This window comes from Tateyamaria omphalii (genome assembly GCF_014651375.1).
GTDB classification, from domain to species: domain Bacteria; phylum Pseudomonadota; class Alphaproteobacteria; order Rhodobacterales; family Rhodobacteraceae; genus Tateyamaria; species Tateyamaria omphalii.
Genome location: NZ_BMWT01000001.1, coordinates 913,891 through 930,796, shown reverse-complemented (window position 1 = coordinate 930,796; position 16,906 = coordinate 913,891). Strand labels below are relative to the sequence as shown.

The 16,906-nt window shown below is 57.1% G+C and carries 20 protein-coding genes; 16 read left to right on the top strand and 4 right to left on the bottom strand.

The genetic code is table 11. The annotated features are described in order from the left end of the window. The first annotated feature begins 297 nt into the window (after window positions 1-297). The 5 genes from phnC (at window position 298) to IE087_RS04420 (ending at window position 4,975) form a co-directional block, all read left to right on the top strand. A complete protein-coding gene (phnC, locus tag IE087_RS04440) occupies window positions 298-1,119 on the top strand; it encodes a phosphonate ABC transporter ATP-binding protein (protein WP_189368030.1) in 822 nt (273 codons plus the stop codon). 56 nt (window positions 1,120-1,175) lie between these two features. Next, a complete protein-coding gene (gene phnD, locus IE087_RS04435; RefSeq protein ID WP_189368028.1) occupies window positions 1,176-2,093 on the top strand; it encodes a phosphonate ABC transporter substrate-binding protein in 918 nt (305 codons plus the stop codon). A 67-nt stretch (window positions 2,094-2,160) separates the two neighbouring features. After that, entirely contained in the window at window positions 2,161-3,042 is an 882-nt protein-coding gene (gene phnE, locus IE087_RS04430) for a phosphonate ABC transporter, permease protein PhnE (RefSeq protein WP_189368026.1), read from the top strand. After that, window positions 3,039-4,358 carry a phosphonate ABC transporter, permease protein PhnE gene (gene phnE, locus IE087_RS04425; protein WP_189368024.1) on the top strand — a complete coding sequence of 440 codons (1,320 nt, stop codon included), beginning with the start codon at window positions 3,039-3,041 and terminating at the stop codon, window positions 4,356-4,358. Before phnE (IE087_RS04430) ends, phnE (IE087_RS04425) begins: the two co-directional genes overlap by 4 nt. Next, a complete protein-coding gene (locus tag IE087_RS04420) occupies window positions 4,358-4,975 on the top strand; it encodes an LbetaH domain-containing protein (protein WP_189368022.1) in 618 nt (205 codons plus the stop codon). The genes phnE (IE087_RS04425) and IE087_RS04420 overlap by 1 nt, the downstream gene beginning before the upstream one ends. A gap of 1 nt (window position 4,976) precedes the next feature. On the opposite strand, the gene IE087_RS04415 is transcribed toward IE087_RS04420, so the two are convergent. Together IE087_RS04415 and phnF are read right to left on the bottom strand one after the other, a co-directional pair. Further along, entirely contained in the window at window positions 4,977-6,158 is a 1,182-nt protein-coding gene (locus IE087_RS04415; protein WP_189368020.1) for an alpha-D-ribose 1-methylphosphonate 5-triphosphate diphosphatase, read from the bottom strand. A gap of 82 nt (window positions 6,159-6,240) precedes the next feature. Then, window positions 6,241-6,954 carry a phosphonate metabolism transcriptional regulator PhnF gene (gene phnF / locus IE087_RS04410; RefSeq protein ID WP_189368018.1) on the bottom strand — a complete coding sequence of 238 codons (714 nt, stop codon included), beginning with the start codon at window positions 6,952-6,954 and terminating at the stop codon, window positions 6,241-6,243. Window positions 6,955-7,056: 102 nt separating this feature from the next. On the opposite strand from phnF, the gene phnG reads away from it, so the two are divergent. The 8 genes from phnG to phnN are packed head-to-tail and all read left to right on the top strand — an operon-like array spanning window position 7,057 to window position 12,392. Beyond that, the gene (gene phnG, locus IE087_RS04405) at window positions 7,057-7,512 is read left to right on the top strand and encodes a phosphonate C-P lyase system protein PhnG (protein WP_189368016.1); all 456 of its coding nucleotides are present in this window, start codon (window positions 7,057-7,059) and stop codon (window positions 7,510-7,512) included. After that, complete coding sequence (gene phnH, locus IE087_RS04400; protein ID WP_189368014.1) at window positions 7,512-8,072, top strand: phosphonate C-P lyase system protein PhnH; 561 nt, start codon at window positions 7,512-7,514, stop codon at window positions 8,070-8,072. Before phnG ends, phnH begins: the two co-directional genes overlap by 1 nt. A gap of 1 nt (window position 8,073) precedes the next feature. Continuing rightward, entirely contained in the window at window positions 8,074-9,165 is a 1,092-nt protein-coding gene (locus IE087_RS04395; RefSeq protein ID WP_189368013.1) for a carbon-phosphorus lyase complex subunit, read from the top strand. Continuing rightward, complete coding sequence (locus IE087_RS04390; protein WP_189368011.1) at window positions 9,162-10,031, top strand: alpha-D-ribose 1-methylphosphonate 5-phosphate C-P-lyase PhnJ; 870 nt, start codon at window positions 9,162-9,164, stop codon at window positions 10,029-10,031. Before IE087_RS04395 ends, IE087_RS04390 begins: the two co-directional genes overlap by 4 nt. After that, the gene (locus IE087_RS04385; RefSeq protein ID WP_189368009.1) at window positions 10,028-10,366 is read left to right on the top strand and encodes an NIPSNAP family protein; all 339 of its coding nucleotides are present in this window, start codon (window positions 10,028-10,030) and stop codon (window positions 10,364-10,366) included. The genes IE087_RS04390 and IE087_RS04385 overlap by 4 nt, the downstream gene beginning before the upstream one ends. After that, window positions 10,363-11,133: a phosphonate C-P lyase system protein PhnK gene (phnK, locus tag IE087_RS04380; RefSeq protein ID WP_189368008.1), complete on the top strand. Its 771-nt coding sequence runs from the start codon at window positions 10,363-10,365 to the stop codon at window positions 11,131-11,133. The genes IE087_RS04385 and phnK overlap by 4 nt, the downstream gene beginning before the upstream one ends. A 36-nt stretch (window positions 11,134-11,169) precedes the next feature. After that, entirely contained in the window at window positions 11,170-11,853 is a 684-nt protein-coding gene (gene phnL / locus IE087_RS04375; protein ID WP_189368006.1) for a phosphonate C-P lyase system protein PhnL, read from the top strand. Then, entirely contained in the window at window positions 11,850-12,392 is a 543-nt protein-coding gene (gene phnN, locus IE087_RS04370) for a phosphonate metabolism protein/1,5-bisphosphokinase (PRPP-forming) PhnN (RefSeq protein ID WP_189368004.1), read from the top strand. The genes phnL and phnN overlap by 4 nt, the downstream gene beginning before the upstream one ends. Here phnN and IE087_RS04365 read toward each other — a convergent pair. Further along, the gene (locus tag IE087_RS04365; RefSeq protein ID WP_189368003.1) at window positions 12,374-13,054 is read right to left on the bottom strand and encodes a DUF1045 domain-containing protein; all 681 of its coding nucleotides are present in this window, start codon (window positions 13,052-13,054) and stop codon (window positions 12,374-12,376) included. The two genes, phnN and IE087_RS04365, sit on opposite strands and share 19 nt — an antisense overlap. Before the next feature lie 34 nt (window positions 13,055-13,088). Between IE087_RS04365 and IE087_RS04360 the strand changes: the two genes are divergently transcribed. Then, complete coding sequence (locus IE087_RS04360; RefSeq protein ID WP_189368001.1) at window positions 13,089-14,231, top strand: alpha-D-ribose 1-methylphosphonate 5-triphosphate diphosphatase; 1,143 nt, start codon at window positions 13,089-13,091, stop codon at window positions 14,229-14,231. Window positions 14,232-14,468: 237 nt separating this feature from the next. Here the strand turns inward: IE087_RS04360 and IE087_RS04355 are convergent, their stop codons facing one another. After that, window positions 14,469-14,957 carry a fasciclin domain-containing protein gene (locus IE087_RS04355; RefSeq protein ID WP_189367999.1) on the bottom strand — a complete coding sequence of 163 codons (489 nt, stop codon included), beginning with the start codon at window positions 14,955-14,957 and terminating at the stop codon, window positions 14,469-14,471. A 138-nt stretch (window positions 14,958-15,095) separates the two neighbouring features. Between IE087_RS04355 and IE087_RS04350 the strand changes: the two genes are divergently transcribed. Next, window positions 15,096-15,941 carry a DUF6502 family protein gene (locus IE087_RS04350; protein ID WP_189367997.1) on the top strand — a complete coding sequence of 282 codons (846 nt, stop codon included), beginning with the start codon at window positions 15,096-15,098 and terminating at the stop codon, window positions 15,939-15,941. After that, entirely contained in the window at window positions 15,938-16,906 is a 969-nt protein-coding gene (locus tag IE087_RS04345) for a DUF5666 domain-containing protein (protein WP_189367995.1), read from the top strand. Before IE087_RS04350 ends, IE087_RS04345 begins: the two co-directional genes overlap by 4 nt.

Genomic DNA, 16,906 nt, shown 5'->3' with positions numbered 1-16,906 from the left:
CGGTTGGTATCTGTAGGCGCTGACTTACGCGCGTCTGCTGCGCAGCCACTCTGAGTACAGCGGTTCGATCCCGCTGTGCTCCACCATCCCTTTCAAACATAACGCACCATCCGGCGCACTTGCATCTTCACGGTGCCGCTGATTTACGCGCGTCGGTTCGGCCGCCACGCGGAGTGCACGGTTTCGATCCCGCTATGTTTCACAGCCTTTAACGCGGTCGTGTCACAAAAGTTTCGTTTCGCTGATACATTTTCGAATCCAATTCATCTCATACCCCGCAAAAAACCGGGGAATGGTATGCTCAAAATCGAAAAACTGACCAAAGCGTTTGGCCAGAATATCGCAGTTGATGCTGCATCAGTTGCTATCGAGCGGCCCCAGATGATTGGCATCATCGGCCGCTCTGGCGCTGGCAAGTCGACCTTGCTTCGTATGTTGAATCGCCTCACCGAACATACGTCGGGCACCATACACTTCGACGGACAGGACATCACGGCTCTGAAGGGCGCTGCAAAACGCACATGGCAAAGCCAATGCGCCATGATCTTTCAGCAGTTCAATCTTGTGCCACGGATGGATGTCGTCTCGAACGTTCTTCATGGCACATTGAACCGGCGTTCAACCATGGCGACCCTGTTCAACCTGTATCCGACAGAGGACATCCATCGTGCCATCGACATTCTTGATCGGTTGGGCATTGCTGAACACGCGCCGAAGCGGGCTGAAGCCCTTTCTGGGGGACAGCAACAGCGTGTCGCGATTGCCCGCGCCCTTATGCAAGACCCGAAAATCATTCTAGCCGACGAACCGATTGCATCGCTCGATCCGATGAACGCCCAGGTCGTCATGCAAGCTCTGCGACGCATCCATGAAGAAGATGGCCGTATGGTCATTGCCAATCTGCACACGCTCGACACCGCGCGGCGCTATTGTGATCGAGTGATCGGTATGCGGGCAGGCAAGATCGTTTTTGACGCCACGCCAGACAAGCTGACCACATCCATGGCCCGCGAAATCTACGGCGCTGGCGCAGAGTTTTCCGAAAGCGCAACCTCGACCGAAATCGAGGCATTGGACGCCCAGGAAAAAGCCAAGATGGAGGCCGAGGCCTACGTCTGACCTTCAACCCCGACGCCATCCTGCGCCGGGGTTTTTTCGTTCCAACGGAGAGAACTATGAGAACCTTCATCGCATTTGCAATGACGACAACCGTACTGGCGGCCGGCGTCGCAACGTCCTTGCAGGCCGAAAACATCACGGAATTCCGCATTGGCATCCTGGGCGGCGAAAACGCACAGGACCGCCTGAACTCGAACGAGTGCCTGCGCGCGTACACCGAGGAAGCCCTGGGTGTCGAAACCAAGCTGTTTGCCCCTGCCGATTATGCCGGTGTGATCCAAGGTCTGGTTGGCGGCACGCTGGACATGGCGTGGCTGGGCGCGTCTTCTTACGCCGCGACATATCTGCAAAACCCCGACGCCGTTGAACCCGTTCTGGTCAAGATCAACCTTGATGGCTCCTATGGCTATCACTCGATCGGTTTTGCCCGCAAAGACGCTGGCATTGCTTCGATTGACGACATGGTTGGCAAGGTCTTTGGATTTGGCGACCCGAACTCGACTTCCGGCTACCTGATCCCGTCCATTGAGATTCCACAATACAAAGACGGCATCACGATGGACTCCGGTGACTACTTCGGCGAAGTAAAATTCACGGGCGGTCATGAGCAAACCATCGTTGCCGTCAACAATGGCGATATCGACGGCGGAGTGACCTGGGCCGATGGCCAAGGCGATTGGGAAGACGGCTACAACTCAGGCGCGTTGCGCAAGGCGGTCGACGCCGGTCTCGTCGACATGAACGACCTTGTGCAAATCTGGAAATCAAAGCCGATCCCCGAGGGGCCCATCGTTCTGCGCAAGGATCTGCCAGAAGATGTCAAAGCGACAATGACCGCTCTGGTCGACAACATGTACGACACTGACAAGGATTGCACATACAACATCTCGGCCGGTGAAAGCCTCGGTTTCGACCCAATCACCCACGAGGCGTATGTGTCCGTGATTGAAGCACGTAAAGCCAAATCCAACTGATTTAAGTGCATCTCTGCCGGGTCCCCAAAATGGATTGGGGACCCGGTAATTTATTGGGGATAGGGGCATGGCAGACACGACAGCAAGTACGCGCGATCTGGGCGGCATCCACGACGATTACATGGCCTTGACGCGGCAGAAGCGTCTGTATTCCCTTGTTCTGCTTATTATCTTTGTCGCTCTTATGGTTGCCGGTTTTTCCGTTGCAGGCGGGCGAAACGCCGGGTCGTTCTGGGGTGGTTTGGACAACTTTTTCGACTACCCGTCAGAATTGGTGATTGAGGCCAGCGGTAAGCTGAGCGAGTTCCCGGCTCACTTCGTAACCTTCTTTCCGGCGCTGGTTGAAACGGTAAATATCGCGGCCGCGGCGACATTGCTGGGGGCCTTGGCAGCGATCTTTCTGTCGCTTTTGTCAACGCGCGGGATGGCGCGATTTCCGGCGCTGATACCTGTTTTTCGCCGCCTCATGGACATCAGCCGGGCGATCCCAGAGATCGTGGTTGCGCTGGTCCTGATCTTCATTCTGGGTGGCGGGCCAGTGCCCGCAATGATTGCCATTGCGATCCATACTGCTGGAGCATTGGGCAAGCTTTTCTCGGAAGTGAATGAGAATGCAGATTTGAAGCCGCTCGACGGCCTTACATCTGTTGGCGCCACATGGGGGCAAAAGATGGCACTCGGCATCATCCCACAGGTCGCACCAAACTGGCTAAGCTATGCGCTGCTGCGGTTCGAGATCAACGTGCGCGCCTCGGCCATTCTGGGTTTTGTGGGTGCTGGCGGGCTTGGCTACGAGCTCAAGAACGCCATCAGCTGGGGCCAGGGTCGCTATGACGAAGCCGCTGCGATCTTTCTGCTCTTGTTCATCACGATTGTCGTCATTGATCAAACCTCAAGCCACTACCGGGATCGCCTGACCCACGGGGCCAAATCGGAGCGCCGCTCATGACCATGCTTGATACAGCCGATCTGAAAGGGTCCGCCGACCGCGTCATGTCGCGCAAGCGGATCGTGAGTTTCGCCCTTCCCGCGCTGGTTCTTGCCTATCTGACTTACGTGTTTTTTGCCTTCGGCGTACCTGACCTGATCGCCAAGGCGAGCGGGGCGAATGCACGCACACTGATTGCAGACACCTACAGTCACAAAGTGCATGTGACGCGTGACAACCGAAACGGTGCTGTACGTGTCGCGATTGAGGGCGAGAACAAGGGAACCTATCCCGACGGCGAGGGCCCGGCCTGGGTTTCGCTTGACGATGAAACTGTGATTGATTTGGGTGATGGTCACATCATCACCTATCTGCCCGAAAACAATGGTGTGACATATAATGTCCCCGGATATGGGCTGATGACCTTCGAAGTGTCGCGGTCGCAAGGCGTCATTCAAAATTACCCGACAGATGATACTCCTGACTGGATTAACGCATCAAAAAACCGCGTGGCCGTAACGACCGAGGCAGGACGCCTGTCGATCACCCGCAACCGGACCGAGGTGTTCCGCTACTTTGTTGGCTGGGAACTGTTCTTCTTCACTCTGGACAGCCCCTATCACGGCATGGGGGCTGGCGAGGTGATCCGCCGGGCCTTTGGCGGTGAGGCCAGCGCCATTGCGCATGACTTCTGGAGCAACAAGATGTGGCGGCACGGTGACGTCGCATGGGCCATTTTCGAAACCATTCTGATGGCTTTCCTTGGCACCATGGGTGGCGCCATCGTCGCCCTTCCGTTGGCATTTCTTGCAGCACGCAATTTCGCGCCTCTGCCGGCAATACGGGTGGCGACGCGGCGGTTGTTCGACTTCATCCGCGGTGTGGATGCACTGATCTGGACAATCATCCTGTCGCGCGCCTTTGGCCTTGGGCCATTGACCGGCGCACTGGCCATTTTGATTACAGACACCGGCACTTTCGGCAAGCTGTTCTCGGAAGCGTTGGAAAACGTGGACAAGAAGCAGATCGAGGGCGTGCAATCGACAGGGGCCAAGCCGATACAGCGCTACCGATTTGGTGTGATCCCGCAGATCACACCCGTACTGATCAGTCAGATCCTGTACTTCCTCGAATCCAATACCCGCAGCGCAACGGTGATCGGTGCTATCACTGGCGGTGGGATCGGTCTGTTGCTGACGCAGGCCATCATCACCCAAAAGGATTGGGAAGAGGTCAGCTACTACATCATGCTTATCATCATCATGGTGATCTTCATGGATTGGCTGTCGGGACTACTGCGCCGCAAACTGATTAACGGCAACGAAGGCGGCCAATGATGCCCAGACTAAGCAAAACTGCGCTTTTGCATGATGAAGTGGACATGGTGAACACGACGCTAGGGCGCTACACTGAGATTGGCAAAGGCAGCCGTCTCGCTCAGGTCAACCTGGGCGACTACAGCTATTGCGACCGCTATTGTGATCTGGCCAATGTGACCGTTGGCAAATTCGCAAATATCGCCAGCTTTGTTCGCATCGGTGCAACTGACCACCCACTGGATCGCGCGTCGTTGCATCACTTCATGTATCGCTCTGCCAGTTATTGGGAGGACGTGGAAGATGACTCAGATTGGTTCGACCATCGCGCCTCAAGACGCGCTTTTATTGGCCATGACACGTGGATTGGCCACAACGCGCAGATCAAACCCGAGGTGATTGTCGGGCACGGTGCTGTCATTGCCTCTGGCGCCATCGTGACCAAGGACGTAGCCCCGTACACAATTGTCGGCGGCGTCACCGCCACCAAACTTCGCGACCGGTATGCGCCCGGTGTAGGCGCTCGCATGATATCGCTTGCTTGGTGGGATTGGGACCACGCAACTTTGCGCGCGCGCCTTGACGACTTTCGCCGCCTGAGTGCCGAGGCGTTTCTCGAAAAATTCGAAAGCTGCTGAACTATTCCGCCGCAACGGACAGCGGTACAGGCAGTGCCGTTACTCGGTTGGCCACGTCACTACAAAGATGTGTCCATCGCCCGCCAACCATGGTCGCCTCGATACGGCGTGTGTCAGCATTTACAATGGTCAGATCAGCGCGTTTTCCGATATCTAGGGTGCCGCGATCGTCCAACCCCATAATCTGCGCCGGACGGGAGGAAATCATATCCCATGCTGCAGGCAAGCTGCGCAAACCTTGGTCAAACAACGCGAAAGCCGCCTGTGCCAACGCAGGATAATAGTAGTCTGAAACCAGCGCGTCACAGGCGTTTTCTTGGATCAAAGTCGCAGCAGCGATGTTGTTTGACTGGCTGCCCCCGCGCACGACATTGGGAGCACCCATAAGTATCGGGTCGCCCCATGTCCGGGCGACAACTGCTGCTCTCATTGAAGTCGGGAACTCACAAACCTTGGCCCCAATCATCGAGTAGCGTTCCCGCGTAGCCGCGTCGTTGTCATCGTGGCTTCCGTAGATCACACCAAGGCGGTCGAATGCTGATGCGAGATTGCAAAGGTAACGCGGGACATCCCCGTCCCGTTCCTTGGTTGCTCTGACCAGAGCCATATGCTCTTCTGGAGTCCGCCCGGATTTAGCAGCCCAAATTGCAATTGCATCTGGTACAGCCGTCGCCATTTCCACAGCCTCGTCGAGATGGTTGTTGAATATGACATAGTCGATCCCATATTCGCGGATCGCAGCCAATAACTGATCCTGATAGTCTATCGTGTGTGTTTCGCACCGGATCTGCACCCGAAGGTCCGTCTGCATCTGCGAACGATACGCTGCATGGGCTGCCAGGAACGCTTCTGCATATTCCGGGCTGCGATGTCCTCCTTCCCAACTCCAGCTTTGGGCCATCCAGGCTGTCGTCACACCATTTGCAGCGGCTTCCCGGTCTGTTCCAACCAACCCGGTTTGCAAGGGAAAAGGCGCAGAGGGGCGGGGCGCCATGTGATGTTCGAATGCATCGCCGTGCAAATCGATAATGCCCGGCATGATCAGGTAGCCCTCAAGGCTCAGATCGCGATGCGCGGACTCGACCAGCATTCCACCCGCAATACTTATGGGTGCGTCAACCAAGGTGTCACCAAGCAAAACCTGCGCACCGACAATGCGTATGGAAGGATAGGACTGCTGCATCAATCTGCCCAAACACTTGTTCTGATACTCGTCTTGCTAGAATAGCCTGTGGATATGTCAGCGCCGTGACATCAAGGAGCTTTCATGGCGTGTCGGACAAAGTCAGCGTAACGCGATCACCAGCGAACCATGTCTGTCCCAATTCAATTGGGCGGCCGGACAGATCGACGTTCACCCCCACACTACGCAAAACTGGTGCCCCTTCGGAAAGGCGTAGATGCAGAGCTTGCGTTGGTGTCGCAGCCGTTGCCGTCAAACGCGTCCAGGAACGCGTATAGTCCGAAACATCGGCGGCCTTCAGTGCCTCAGTGACCGAACCCGAGGCTTCCAATGCTTTGGGCAAGCCGGGAAACCGGTTCGCCGGGAAGGTTGAGCAGAACAGCGCGACTGGTTGGGCATCGGCAAAGCTCAGACCATCGTAGACATGTACGTAAGCACCCTCGTCAAGGTGCAAAGCCTCGCGTTCTCTGGGGCTGGCAATACGGGAAATGACAGACAAGACTTTCTTGGCTGGTGTACGGCCAGCAGCCCTGAGGTTCTGATGGAACCGCACACGTCGACCGATCGGGTAATCTGTTGGCCGCTGCGCAACGAAGGCGCCCGCGCCCCGCCGCGTGTGGACGGTGCCCACCTCGACTAAAGCAGACAAAGCATGGCGGACTGTATGCCTGTTGACACCGAACCTGGCTGAAAGCTGTGCCTCTGTCGGAAGCTTGTCGCCCGGGCTGTACAGACCGTCGGCAATCTCGCCAGAAAGCGTATCGGAAATAGACTTCCAGATTGGTGTGCGCGCCATGTGTCACGAAACTTTCACAACAAGCCAGTGGACGCACCGGAGCGACTCACCTATTATTTGTCTAGTTGTATAGATCTCTCGACAACTTCACAAGGTGTATAGATGGACGGATCGAACGCCCCCAATGCAGCGCGAAAGGCATGGCTATCAGTGCTTGCCAAAGCACCTGCTGCTCATCTCGCAGACCTTTGGATCAAAGCTGGCCTTGATCCGGCACACGATGTGCTGCGCGCCCCCGAGATTGGCGCCGTCATGGTCCGTGGCCGTGCGGGTGCTGTTGGAGCCCCGTTCAATCTGGGTGAAATGACCATAACGCGGTGCTCCGTTCGTCTCGCCACCGGAGAAGTCGGTCATGGCCATGTCCAGGGGCGCGACAAGAACCATGCGAAACAAGCTGCGCTGACAGACGCCCTTATGCAAACCTCAGAAGCCAAGGCCGTAGAAGCTCAGATCATCACACCGTTGCTGAAAGCAGCCGAGCGACGCCGCGCCACGCGAGCCGCAAAGGCCGCGGCGACAAAGGTGGATTTCTTTACAATGGTGCGGGGTGAAGACTGATGGAAGCTTCGAGTCTGGCAGGAGGTTTCGCCGACCCATCCCAAGAGAGCGCGCGCGCTTTTCGTGGGATCATGCGTGCCATGTCCTGCCCGGGATCGATATGCGACATAACTGGCGCAACACCACCCGCGCCACTTTCCGTCGCGGCGGGGTCGGTTCTGGTCACTCTTTGCGATCACGATACCGGGGTGCATCTGGCGGGACGCACCGACACGCAAGTCGTCCGCGATTGGATCACGTTCCAGACAGGCGCGCCATTGGTTGAAGCCGAAATGGCTCAGTTTGTTCTGGGTTGTTGGGAAGACTTGAATCTGACCGTTTTGGCGACCGGTTCCCCGGAATATCCCGACAGGTCAGCAACCGTCATTGTCGAAATGCCAGCCCTCGAAGCTACGGGGCACACGCTAGTGGGGCCTGGTATCAAAGATACCGCGCAGCTCAATCTGCCCGATCTGGCGGCGCTCCAAAACAACGCTGCACTGTTCCCTCTTGGACTTGATTTCATGTTCACATGCAGCGGCCAAATCGCCGCCCTGCCCCGAACCACAAAGGTGTCCTGACATGTATGTTGCCGTCAAAGGGGGCGAAAAGGCCATCGACGCTGCCCATAGCTGGTTGGCTGAAGAACGACGCGGGCCATTGGATGTCGCGGAGTTGTCGATCGAGCAGATCAAGGGGCAACTGAAACTCGCCGTGAACCGTGTCATAGCCGAAGGGTCCCTCTACGACCCCGACCTTGCCGCACTTGCCATCAAACAAGCACGCGGAGACATGATCGAAGCAATCTTCCTGATCCGCGCGTATCGCACAACGCTGCCCAGGTTTGGAGGATCAGAACCACTGAATACCGAAGACATGGCCTGTGACCGTCGGGTGTCTGCAACGTTCAAGGATGCGCCAGGTGGACAAGTGCTTGGTCCGACATTCGACTACACGCACCGGCTGCTGGATTTCAAATTGGCCGCTGAGGGCGAAGCGACACACACGCCTCAAAGTGAAGGCGATGCAAACACGAAGCCGCACATCATGTCATTTCTGGATCGTGAGGGATTGATCCAACCGGAACCGGGGGGCGCAGAGTGCCCGCCTGATCTGACAAGAGAGCCTCTCGAATTGCCGACAAACCGCCCTCTGCGTTTGCAATCACTGACCCGGGCGGACGAAGGGTTCATTCTTGGAATGGCCTATTCCACCCAGCGGGGATACGCCCGAAACCACGCATTTGTTGCCGAGTTGCGCATCGGCTCCTGCCCGGTCGAGATGGACATTCCCGAGCTCGGGTTTTCGATCGAGATTGGCGAAGTTGAGCTGACGGAATGCGAAACGGTGAACCAGTTTCAGGGGTCAAAGACAGAGCCACCTCAGTTTACCCGTGGCTATGGCCTGGTGTTTGGCATGTCCGAGCGCAAGGCGATTTCAATGGCGTTGGTTGACCGGGCACTGCGATGGGAGGAATTGGGCGAGGACAATGTCGGCGCACCAGCACAAAACGAAGAGTTTGTGCTCTATCACGCGGACAACATTCAGGCGACCGGCTTCCTCGAACATATCAAGCTGCCCCATTACGTCGATTTTCAGTCTGAACTGGAGCTTATCCGCAAGCTGAGACGTGAGGCGACAAGCTGCCACCGCCAGCAGGAGGCTGCAGAATGAGCGACTACAATTTCGCATATCTTGACGAACAAACCAAACGCATGATCCGCCGTGCGATCCTGAAGGGTCTCGCTATTCCTGGATATCAAGTGCCCTTTGCAAGCCGGGAGATGCCAATGCCCTACGGCTGGGGCACTGGCGGGGTGCAGGTGTCCGCTGCAATCATGACGCCGCAAGATGTGTTCAAGGTCATTGATCAGGGCGCTGATGACACCACAAATGCGGTCTCTATACGGCGGTTCTTTGAGCGTACAGCGGGCGTGAGCACCACGGAAACCACAACTGAGGCGACGGTTATCCAAACCCGTCACCGTATCCCCGAGCAGGCGCTGACCGAGGATCAGATCCTTGTGTACCAGGTGCCCATCCCTGAGCCCTTACGTTTTCTGGAACCGTCCGAAGTCGAAACCCGCAAGATGCACGCGCTGGAAGACTACGGTCTGATGCATGTGAAGCTATACGAAGACATCAGCGCCCATGGGGCAATTGCGACTGCCTATGCCTACCCGGTCAAAGTCGAAGATCGCTATGTGATGGATCCATCCCCCATTCCGAAATTCGACAATCCCAAGCTGAGCATGCCCGCAATCCAGCTGTTTGGTGCCGGACGAGAACAGCGTATTTATGCCCTGCCCCCATACACACAGGTGGTCAGTCTCGACTTCGAGGACTACCCCTTCGAGGCGACCAAGGCCAACCACTCATGCGGTTTGTGTGGATCGACCGACAGCTACTTGGACGAGCTGATCGTCGATGACGCAGGAGGGCGCATGTTTATGTGTTCGGACACCGACTTCTGTAGCGCCCGTCGGGCCAAGGGTCATACGGGCACTTCAGGAGCGCCCTTTCAGGAGGAAGCGGTATGATCAATCAATTGCGTATTTATGACGTCCCACCAGAGAATGAAGTACCATTCCTTGACCGTTTCCGCGACCACGCGAAGCGCCTGATGGAAACCCATGGCTTCCGCATTCAAGCAATGTGGACAGAACACACTGAAGAACGGTTGCGGTTTGTCTACTTGCTCGCATGGGGCAGCGAAGCAGAAATGACGGATCGCTGGGCTTCTTTCATGGCAGACGAAGAATGGGCTCAAATCAAGAAAGAAACATCTGCGCAACACGGCACGTTTGTGCTCGGCATTGAAGACATTGTTTTGACCCCAACGGCATTCAGCGCTGCGATTGGAGAAAACACGTGACTCCACTGTTGAAAGTTGAGCGGCTGTCCAAGTTTTACGGCCAACGCATCGGGTGTGCAGACGTAAGCTTTGACCTCTATCCCGGAGAGGTGATGGGCATTGTCGGTGAGAGCGGGTCCGGCAAGTCGACGTTGCTGAATTGCATGGCCGGGCACCAACCGCTTGACGCTGGCCAGGTTCTTTTTAACACCCGCACAGACGGAATGCGGGATGTCGTGACAATGAGTGAGCCTGAAAGGCGCATGCTGGGTCGAACCGATTGGGCCTTTGTCCACCAACACGCCCGCGATGGATTGCGCATGAATGTCAGCGCCGGTGGAAATGTCGGCGAACGCCTGATGGCTGTCGGAGAAAGGCACTACGGAGGCATCCGTGATCAAGCAATGGACTGGCTGGGTCGAGTCGAAATCGCCGCTGATCGAATTGATGACCGACCCAAGCAGTTTTCCGGTGGCATGCAGCAACGCCTACAGATTGCGCGCAATTTGGTAACAGGCCCGCGGCTGGTGTTCATGGATGAACCGACCGGGGGGCTGGACGTCTCGGTCCAGGCGCGACTGTTGGATCTGTTGCGCGGGTTGGTACGCGAAATGGGGTTGAGTGCGATTATCGTCACACATGACTTGGCCGTCGTACGCCTGCTGGCTGATCGGCTGATGGTGATGAAGGACGGTCACGTCGTCGAAACAGGTTTGACCGATCAGGTGCTTGATGATCCGCAACACGCGTACTCGCAGCTGCTGGTGTCGAGTGTGTTGCAGGTCTGATTGTCTGGGCCAAACCCTTCATTTGGGAAATAGAACATGATCACAGTTGAAAACGTCGCCAAATCCTTTGTTCTGCACAATCAAGGGAGTGCAATCATCCCTGTCATGGACGGCGCGTGCCTGTCGGTCAGCGCTGGCGAATGTATCGCTTTGGTCGGTGCTTCTGGTGCCGGCAAATCTACGCTGATGCGCATGATTTATGGCAACTACACCACGCAAGCCGGGCGCATCATTGTCGGAGAGGTCGACGTCGCTTCGGCCCCGCCGCGCGATATCCTGGCACTACGACGCGAAACACTTGGATATGTCAGCCAGTTTCTGCGCGTGGTACCGCGTGTACCGACACTGGAGGTGGTGGCAGAACCCTTGCGCGCTGTGGGTATGGAGGCAGGGAGCGCCGAAGCGCGGGCAAAAGACTTGCTTGCGATGCTCAACATTCCGGAACGTCTCTGGTCGCTGAGCCCCACCACCTTTTCCGGAGGAGAACAGCAGCGTGTGAACATCGCGCGTGGTTTTGCACATGACTATCCAGCACTGTTGCTGGACGAGCCGACAGCGAGCTTGGACGCGACCAACCGCGCCGTGGTTCTTGAGCTAATTGAAAGGGCCAAGGCACGCGGCGCAGCAATCGTAGGTATCTTTCATGACGAAGCAGCGCGAGCGCAGGTATGCGACCGCGAAGTGGATGTAAGCACGTTTACCCCTGGATACATCGCATGACAGGTCGATTGATCGCCATTGTCGGCCCGTCCGGCGTGGGCAAAGACACCGTGATGGAAGCGTTGGCATCCGCCGAGCCACGGCTTGAACTGGTTCGGCGCGTAATCACGCGCCCAACTGGTGCCGGGGGCGAGCAGTTTGATGGACAGACCGTACCCGCCTTTCAGGCCATGGAACAGGCAGGGGCCTTTGCACTTTCTTGGACTGCACATGGGTTGCATTACGGCATCCCAGCGTCAGTCGACACCACGCTAGCGTGCGGCAAGGATGTGTTGGCCAATCTGTCACGCGGGGTATTGTCCCGCGCACAAAAGCGGTTTCCGGGCATGACTGTCATTGCTCTGACTGCAGCGCCGGATGTTTTGGCGAACAGATTGGCGGCGCGCGGAAGAGAAAAGAGCGAAGATATTTCCCAGCGTCTTGCTCGCGCTGATTTGCCGATGCCTCCAGGCGTGAATCCAACCATCATCGATAATTCCGGCGCGCTGGCGAAAACAGTTCGAACCGCGCTCGACGTTCTTTATCCGGTCAAGGCATAGCGGTGGATTTGATGAAACATACCCTTCGCGTCCTCACCCAAAAGAGTCAGTCCTGTGATTTGGTACGGCTCAAGCGTGAGACCATCCAGATGCCGTACAAGCGCCGCTTCGGCCCGGTCGGCCGTGGACCTGTCCAGCTTTCCACTGAGCGTCAAATGAAACCGGAACTGGTCAAGCACATAGGGATATCCCCATTTGACCAGATGTGCGTCCTGAGCCGGCGTCAGCCGAGCGATCCGCCGTTTGGCCAGTTCCGCATGCGTCTGTGGCGCACGAAACGGATCAAGATCGCGGACGGCGCGAGCGGCCAGGCTTCCCAACGCCTTGGCATCATCAGATGGCACGAGAGCCAGAAAACGCCCCAATCGGGCCAGCCGCAGACTGGTCAGGGTTACAACCGGTTCCGAGGTGCAAAGCGAAGCAAGGGCTGTTTGCAGATCATCCACCGAGGCACCTTCGGCCAGCCGGAACGGCGGCTTGATTGTTCCGTGAAACCCGTATTTACGCGGTGTTTCCGTGATCGCGGCAACATCCAGACCTCCCGCTTCGGGATGCTGAGCTGTCGTACCCTTGGCGCTGTTCCACCCGAGCCAAGCCGCCCCGAATTCGGCCAGGGGCGTGCCCTCTTCGGGCGTGTAGTAGACGGCGTAGCGCTTAAACATATTCCATCACATTCCAGTTCGAGGTGACAGGCACATGACACAAGATACGATCCTCGCCAACGCCAAGCTCGTACTGCGAAACGAAGTGGTCATTGGGCATGTCGTCGTCCGCGACGGCTTGATCATTGACATTGGAGCCGGCGCATCCGTGCCCACCGGCGCACTCGATTGCGGTGGGGATTTCCTTGCCCCCGGTCTGATCGAACTGCACACCGACAATCTCGAACGACATATTTCCCCCCGACCCAAAGTGCCGTGGCCGCACGGTCCGGCGATCCTGGCACATGACCGGGAACTTGCCGGCACCGGCATCACCACGGTCTTTGACGCCATGCGCGTCGGCTCAATTCCATCGGGCAAGGGGCGGTACTTGAAGTATGCGCGCGAGTTGTCTTCGGAAATGCTAGCCATGCGAGCCCAGGGTGTCCTCAAGATCAGCCATTTTCTGCATTTGCGTGCCGAGATCTGTTCCGAAACGCTTGTGGACGAACTCACAGAATTCACGCCCGAGGATCGCGTGGGCATCGTCAGCCTAATGGATCATACTCCCGGCCAACGACAGTTCCGTGACCTCGACAAGATGAAAGCCTACGTGATGGGCAAGAACAGCCTCAGCGAGGAGGAGTTCGCGGCACATGTCGAAAAACTGAAAGGCTTGCAGGACAGACTTGGCAAGAAGCACGAAGAAGCAGCGGTTGCAGAAGCAGCTCGGCTGGGTGCAGTTCTGGCCAGCCATGACGACACCACGTCTGATCAGGTCGTGACGTCTGCGCAACACGGCGTCGCAGTCGCCGAGTTTCCAACTACCATTGAAGCGGCAGAGATGTGTCGATCCAAAGACATTGCAATCATTATGGGCGCACCCAACCTGGTGCGAGGTAGGTCCCACTCAGGCAATGTCGCGGCCAAGGATCTGGCCGAGCGTGACCTTCTCGACATCCTGTCCTCTGACTACGTACCGGCAGCACTGCTTATGTCTGCCGTACAATTGGGCAACATGTGGGGCGATATGGCCCGCGGCATCGCGACAGTCACCCGCACGCCTGCCACATCGGTCGGACTTGATGATCGCGGTGAGATCGCCATTGGCAAGCGGGCCGATTTGGTCCGCTTTGCCCAATTGGACGGAAGTGCAGTCGCGCGCGAAGTGTTCAGCCAAGGACGCCAAGTGGCTTGAACATGCGCGCCCAAGCAAAGGGCGCAGTCAGGACGTTTTGGTCACTGGCAGTTTTTGCGCAAGGTGAACTGGCATCTTCGGACAGACGTGCAGCTGTCGCATAGCCTCGGGCAATAGCGCTATGCGCAAATGATCTCGGAAGACAAACGGCGGCTCCCACTTCGTGCAGAACCGCCGCTTAGATGCCCACCCGTTTGCGGCTTCGAGCAAGCATCATCCCTGAAACCTGGGGGGCAATCAGGGAATGAGAACGCGGTCGATCACGTGGATAACGCCGTTCGATGCAAGAATGTCGGCTTGGATCACGTTCGACTTCTCAACTTTGACGCCATTGCGACCATCAATGTGGACGTTGGCACCATTGACGGTTGCAACGCCCAGACGTTGACCGGCCAAATCCGACGACAGGGTTTGCCCCGGCAAAACGTGATAGGTCAGAATGCTGACCAGCTGGTCTTTGTTCTCAGGCTTCAGCAGGTTTTCAACTGTGCCTGCAGGCAGTGCAGCAAAGGCTTCATCCGTTGGCGCGAAAACAGTGAACGGTCCAGGGCTTTTCAGCGTATCGACCAGATCAGCGGCCTGCACAGCGGCAACCAGCGTGTTAAACGATCCGGCAGCGACAGCAGTATCAACAATGTCGGGCTGTGTATTCATGTCGGCGCATGCGCCAAGAGTGGCAAGGGCCGCGCCGACGGCGGTCATCTTCATAAAGGAACGGCGTTTCATAGGTGTGTCTCCTCAAAGGTATGGCGCGGGGCCGAAGATTTGTGTGGGATTTTTTCCCACGCATGGCGAAATGACGCAGACCCATCAGATTTCAAGGTTTTGCGTGGAAAAAATTTCCACGCACGATATTGTTGATGTATGGCAAGAGGCGAGCAAACCGACGCATCCGACGCATTTCTGCGTGTTCTCAGAGGGTTACTACGGCCTCTAGTGCGTACAATGATTGCGCGTGGTTTGACCGCTCCAGCCATCTACAACCTGCTCAAGCGGGTCTATGTCGAAGTCGCCGAAGAGTCCTTTGGACTTGATAACAAACCTTTGACTGACAGTCGGATCGCCCTTTTGACGGGTGTGCACCGCAAGGATATTCGGACCATTAAAGCCGAGGGCACCGACACGACGGGCCAGACGCGCCGCAACAGCGCGCTGCTCGCGACGGTGATCGGGCAGTGGATGTCTGCACCGGATTTCACGGACAGCAATGGTTCTCCAATTCGGTTGCCGCGGCAGTCAGACGATGCAGTGAATTTTGAGACGCTCGTTCGATCCGTCAGCCGAGACGTGCGGCCGCGCACTGTACTGGACGAATTGCAGTATGCCGGCATGGTGACGGAAACCAGCGACGGGCTGTTGCAGCTGGAAGCAGAAGCCGTCGTCGGAACGCGCAGCGCGCCAGACAAAGAGGCGTTCTTTGCAGCGAATGTCGGCGACCACCTGGCCGCAGCGACAGAAAACCTGCTGGCCGAAGCACCGCCATTTTTTGAACGCGCGGTATTTTACAACCAGCTTCCTCCAGAGGCTGTCGATACGATTGAGGCTGCTGCGCGCATGCAAGCTCAGGGTCTTCTTGAAGACCTGAACAGGCAGTCGAGCGAACTTCACCATTCAAGCAAAAGGCATGATGGCCCTCGACAACGCTACCGGCTGGGCATTTACTTCTATCGGGAAGACGCGGAAACAGAAGAAAAGGCGCACGATCCGTGACACGCTTGACCAGACGGAATGCGCTTGGGCTTTTGGGGGGCACTGCACTTACTGCTTGTTCCCCCGCCATCTCGACGTCCCAACTGGGCGATGACCCGTTTGAGGGGGGTATCGGCGGCACCGGGATTGTTGGCTTGATGACGGGTACCGGCAGCGTGCTCGTGAACGGGCTTCGGGTCGAAGTTACATCTGCGACGCGCATTTTCCATGCCAATGAACGAACCAACGACACCCTGCTTGTGCCTGGTCGAACACTTACGATGCTGGCCCGGGCTAGGCTGGGTCGCTTCGAAGCGAAGCGCATAGACATTGATGATCCTTTGACCGGCATATTGTTGAGGCAGGCAAACGGTTATTCGGTCAACAGCACACCGGTGCGCGGCATCAATGATGCCTCCGGACGTGTTGGCGAGCGGGTGTCTGTGAGCGGGATTTGGCAAGCTGACGGGTCGGTGCGCACCAGCCTGATACGACGCGCATCGGCTTCTGAAGATAGTGTTTCAGGTGTTTTGGAGGGGTCTGCATCCACTGGCTGGACAATAGGTCAAACCCCGATCACGCCCCCAAGCGGACAAAGCTTGATCGGCGGGCAATTCGTGGTGGCCAAAGGGCAATTCACCCATGGCACATTGCAAGCGCATTCCCTGCGGTTCGGGCGTTTCCGCGAGGGTGGAGAGACATTGCGACAGTTGTCGGTGGAGGGGTACCTTGAACCTGTGGTTCAAGCGCCGGGCTTCCGTCTGGCGGGTTTGGGCCACAGTTTTGACAACCGCCTTCAGCTGGCCAGTTTCGCAAACAGCCGGGCAGTCTATTTCGGTCCCTACACGGGCCGGTTCGTTGCGCGTCGTGCTGTTCTTGTGCCAGAGGCGCAAGGCCAACGGGCGTCACTTTTGCGACCCGCGGATGGCCAAAGCAGTGCTGCATCCCTGTCCGGTGATCGCGCACGACCGATCATCACGCGCTGA

Coding starts and splice junctions, on each gene's coding strand:
- phnD (WP_189368028.1), top strand. CDS start 1,176: ATGAGAACCTTCATCGCATTTGCAATGACGACAACCGTACTGGCGGCC.
- IE087_RS04365 (WP_189368003.1), bottom strand. CDS start 13,054: ATGTTTAAGCGCTACGCCGTCTACTACACGCCCGAAGAGGGCACGCCC.
- phnF (WP_189368018.1), bottom strand. CDS start 6,954: ATGGCGCGCACACCAATCTGGAAGTCTATTTCCGATACGCTTTCTGGC.
- phnH (WP_189368014.1), top strand. CDS start 7,512: ATGGAAGCTTCGAGTCTGGCAGGAGGTTTCGCCGACCCATCCCAAGAG.
- IE087_RS04415 (WP_189368020.1), bottom strand. CDS start 6,158: ATGCAGCAGTCCTATCCTTCCATACGCATTGTCGGTGCGCAGGTTTTG.
- IE087_RS04385 (WP_189368009.1), top strand. CDS start 10,028: ATGATCAATCAATTGCGTATTTATGACGTCCCACCAGAGAATGAAGTA.
- phnC (WP_189368030.1), top strand. CDS start 298: ATGCTCAAAATCGAAAAACTGACCAAAGCGTTTGGCCAGAATATCGCA.
- IE087_RS04360 (WP_189368001.1), top strand. CDS start 13,089: ATGACACAAGATACGATCCTCGCCAACGCCAAGCTCGTACTGCGAAAC.
- IE087_RS04420 (WP_189368022.1), top strand. CDS start 4,358: ATGCCCAGACTAAGCAAAACTGCGCTTTTGCATGATGAAGTGGACATG.
- phnN (WP_189368004.1), top strand. CDS start 11,850: ATGACAGGTCGATTGATCGCCATTGTCGGCCCGTCCGGCGTGGGCAAA.
- phnL (WP_189368006.1), top strand. CDS start 11,170: ATGATCACAGTTGAAAACGTCGCCAAATCCTTTGTTCTGCACAATCAA.
- IE087_RS04350 (WP_189367997.1), top strand. CDS start 15,096: ATGGCAAGAGGCGAGCAAACCGACGCATCCGACGCATTTCTGCGTGTT.
- phnG (WP_189368016.1), top strand. CDS start 7,057: ATGGACGGATCGAACGCCCCCAATGCAGCGCGAAAGGCATGGCTATCA.
- IE087_RS04355 (WP_189367999.1), bottom strand. CDS start 14,957: ATGAAACGCCGTTCCTTTATGAAGATGACCGCCGTCGGCGCGGCCCTT.
- IE087_RS04390 (WP_189368011.1), top strand. CDS start 9,162: ATGAGCGACTACAATTTCGCATATCTTGACGAACAAACCAAACGCATG.
- phnE (WP_189368024.1), top strand. CDS start 3,039: ATGACCATGCTTGATACAGCCGATCTGAAAGGGTCCGCCGACCGCGTC.
- IE087_RS04395 (WP_189368013.1), top strand. CDS start 8,074: ATGTATGTTGCCGTCAAAGGGGGCGAAAAGGCCATCGACGCTGCCCAT.
- phnE (WP_189368026.1), top strand. CDS start 2,161: ATGGCAGACACGACAGCAAGTACGCGCGATCTGGGCGGCATCCACGAC.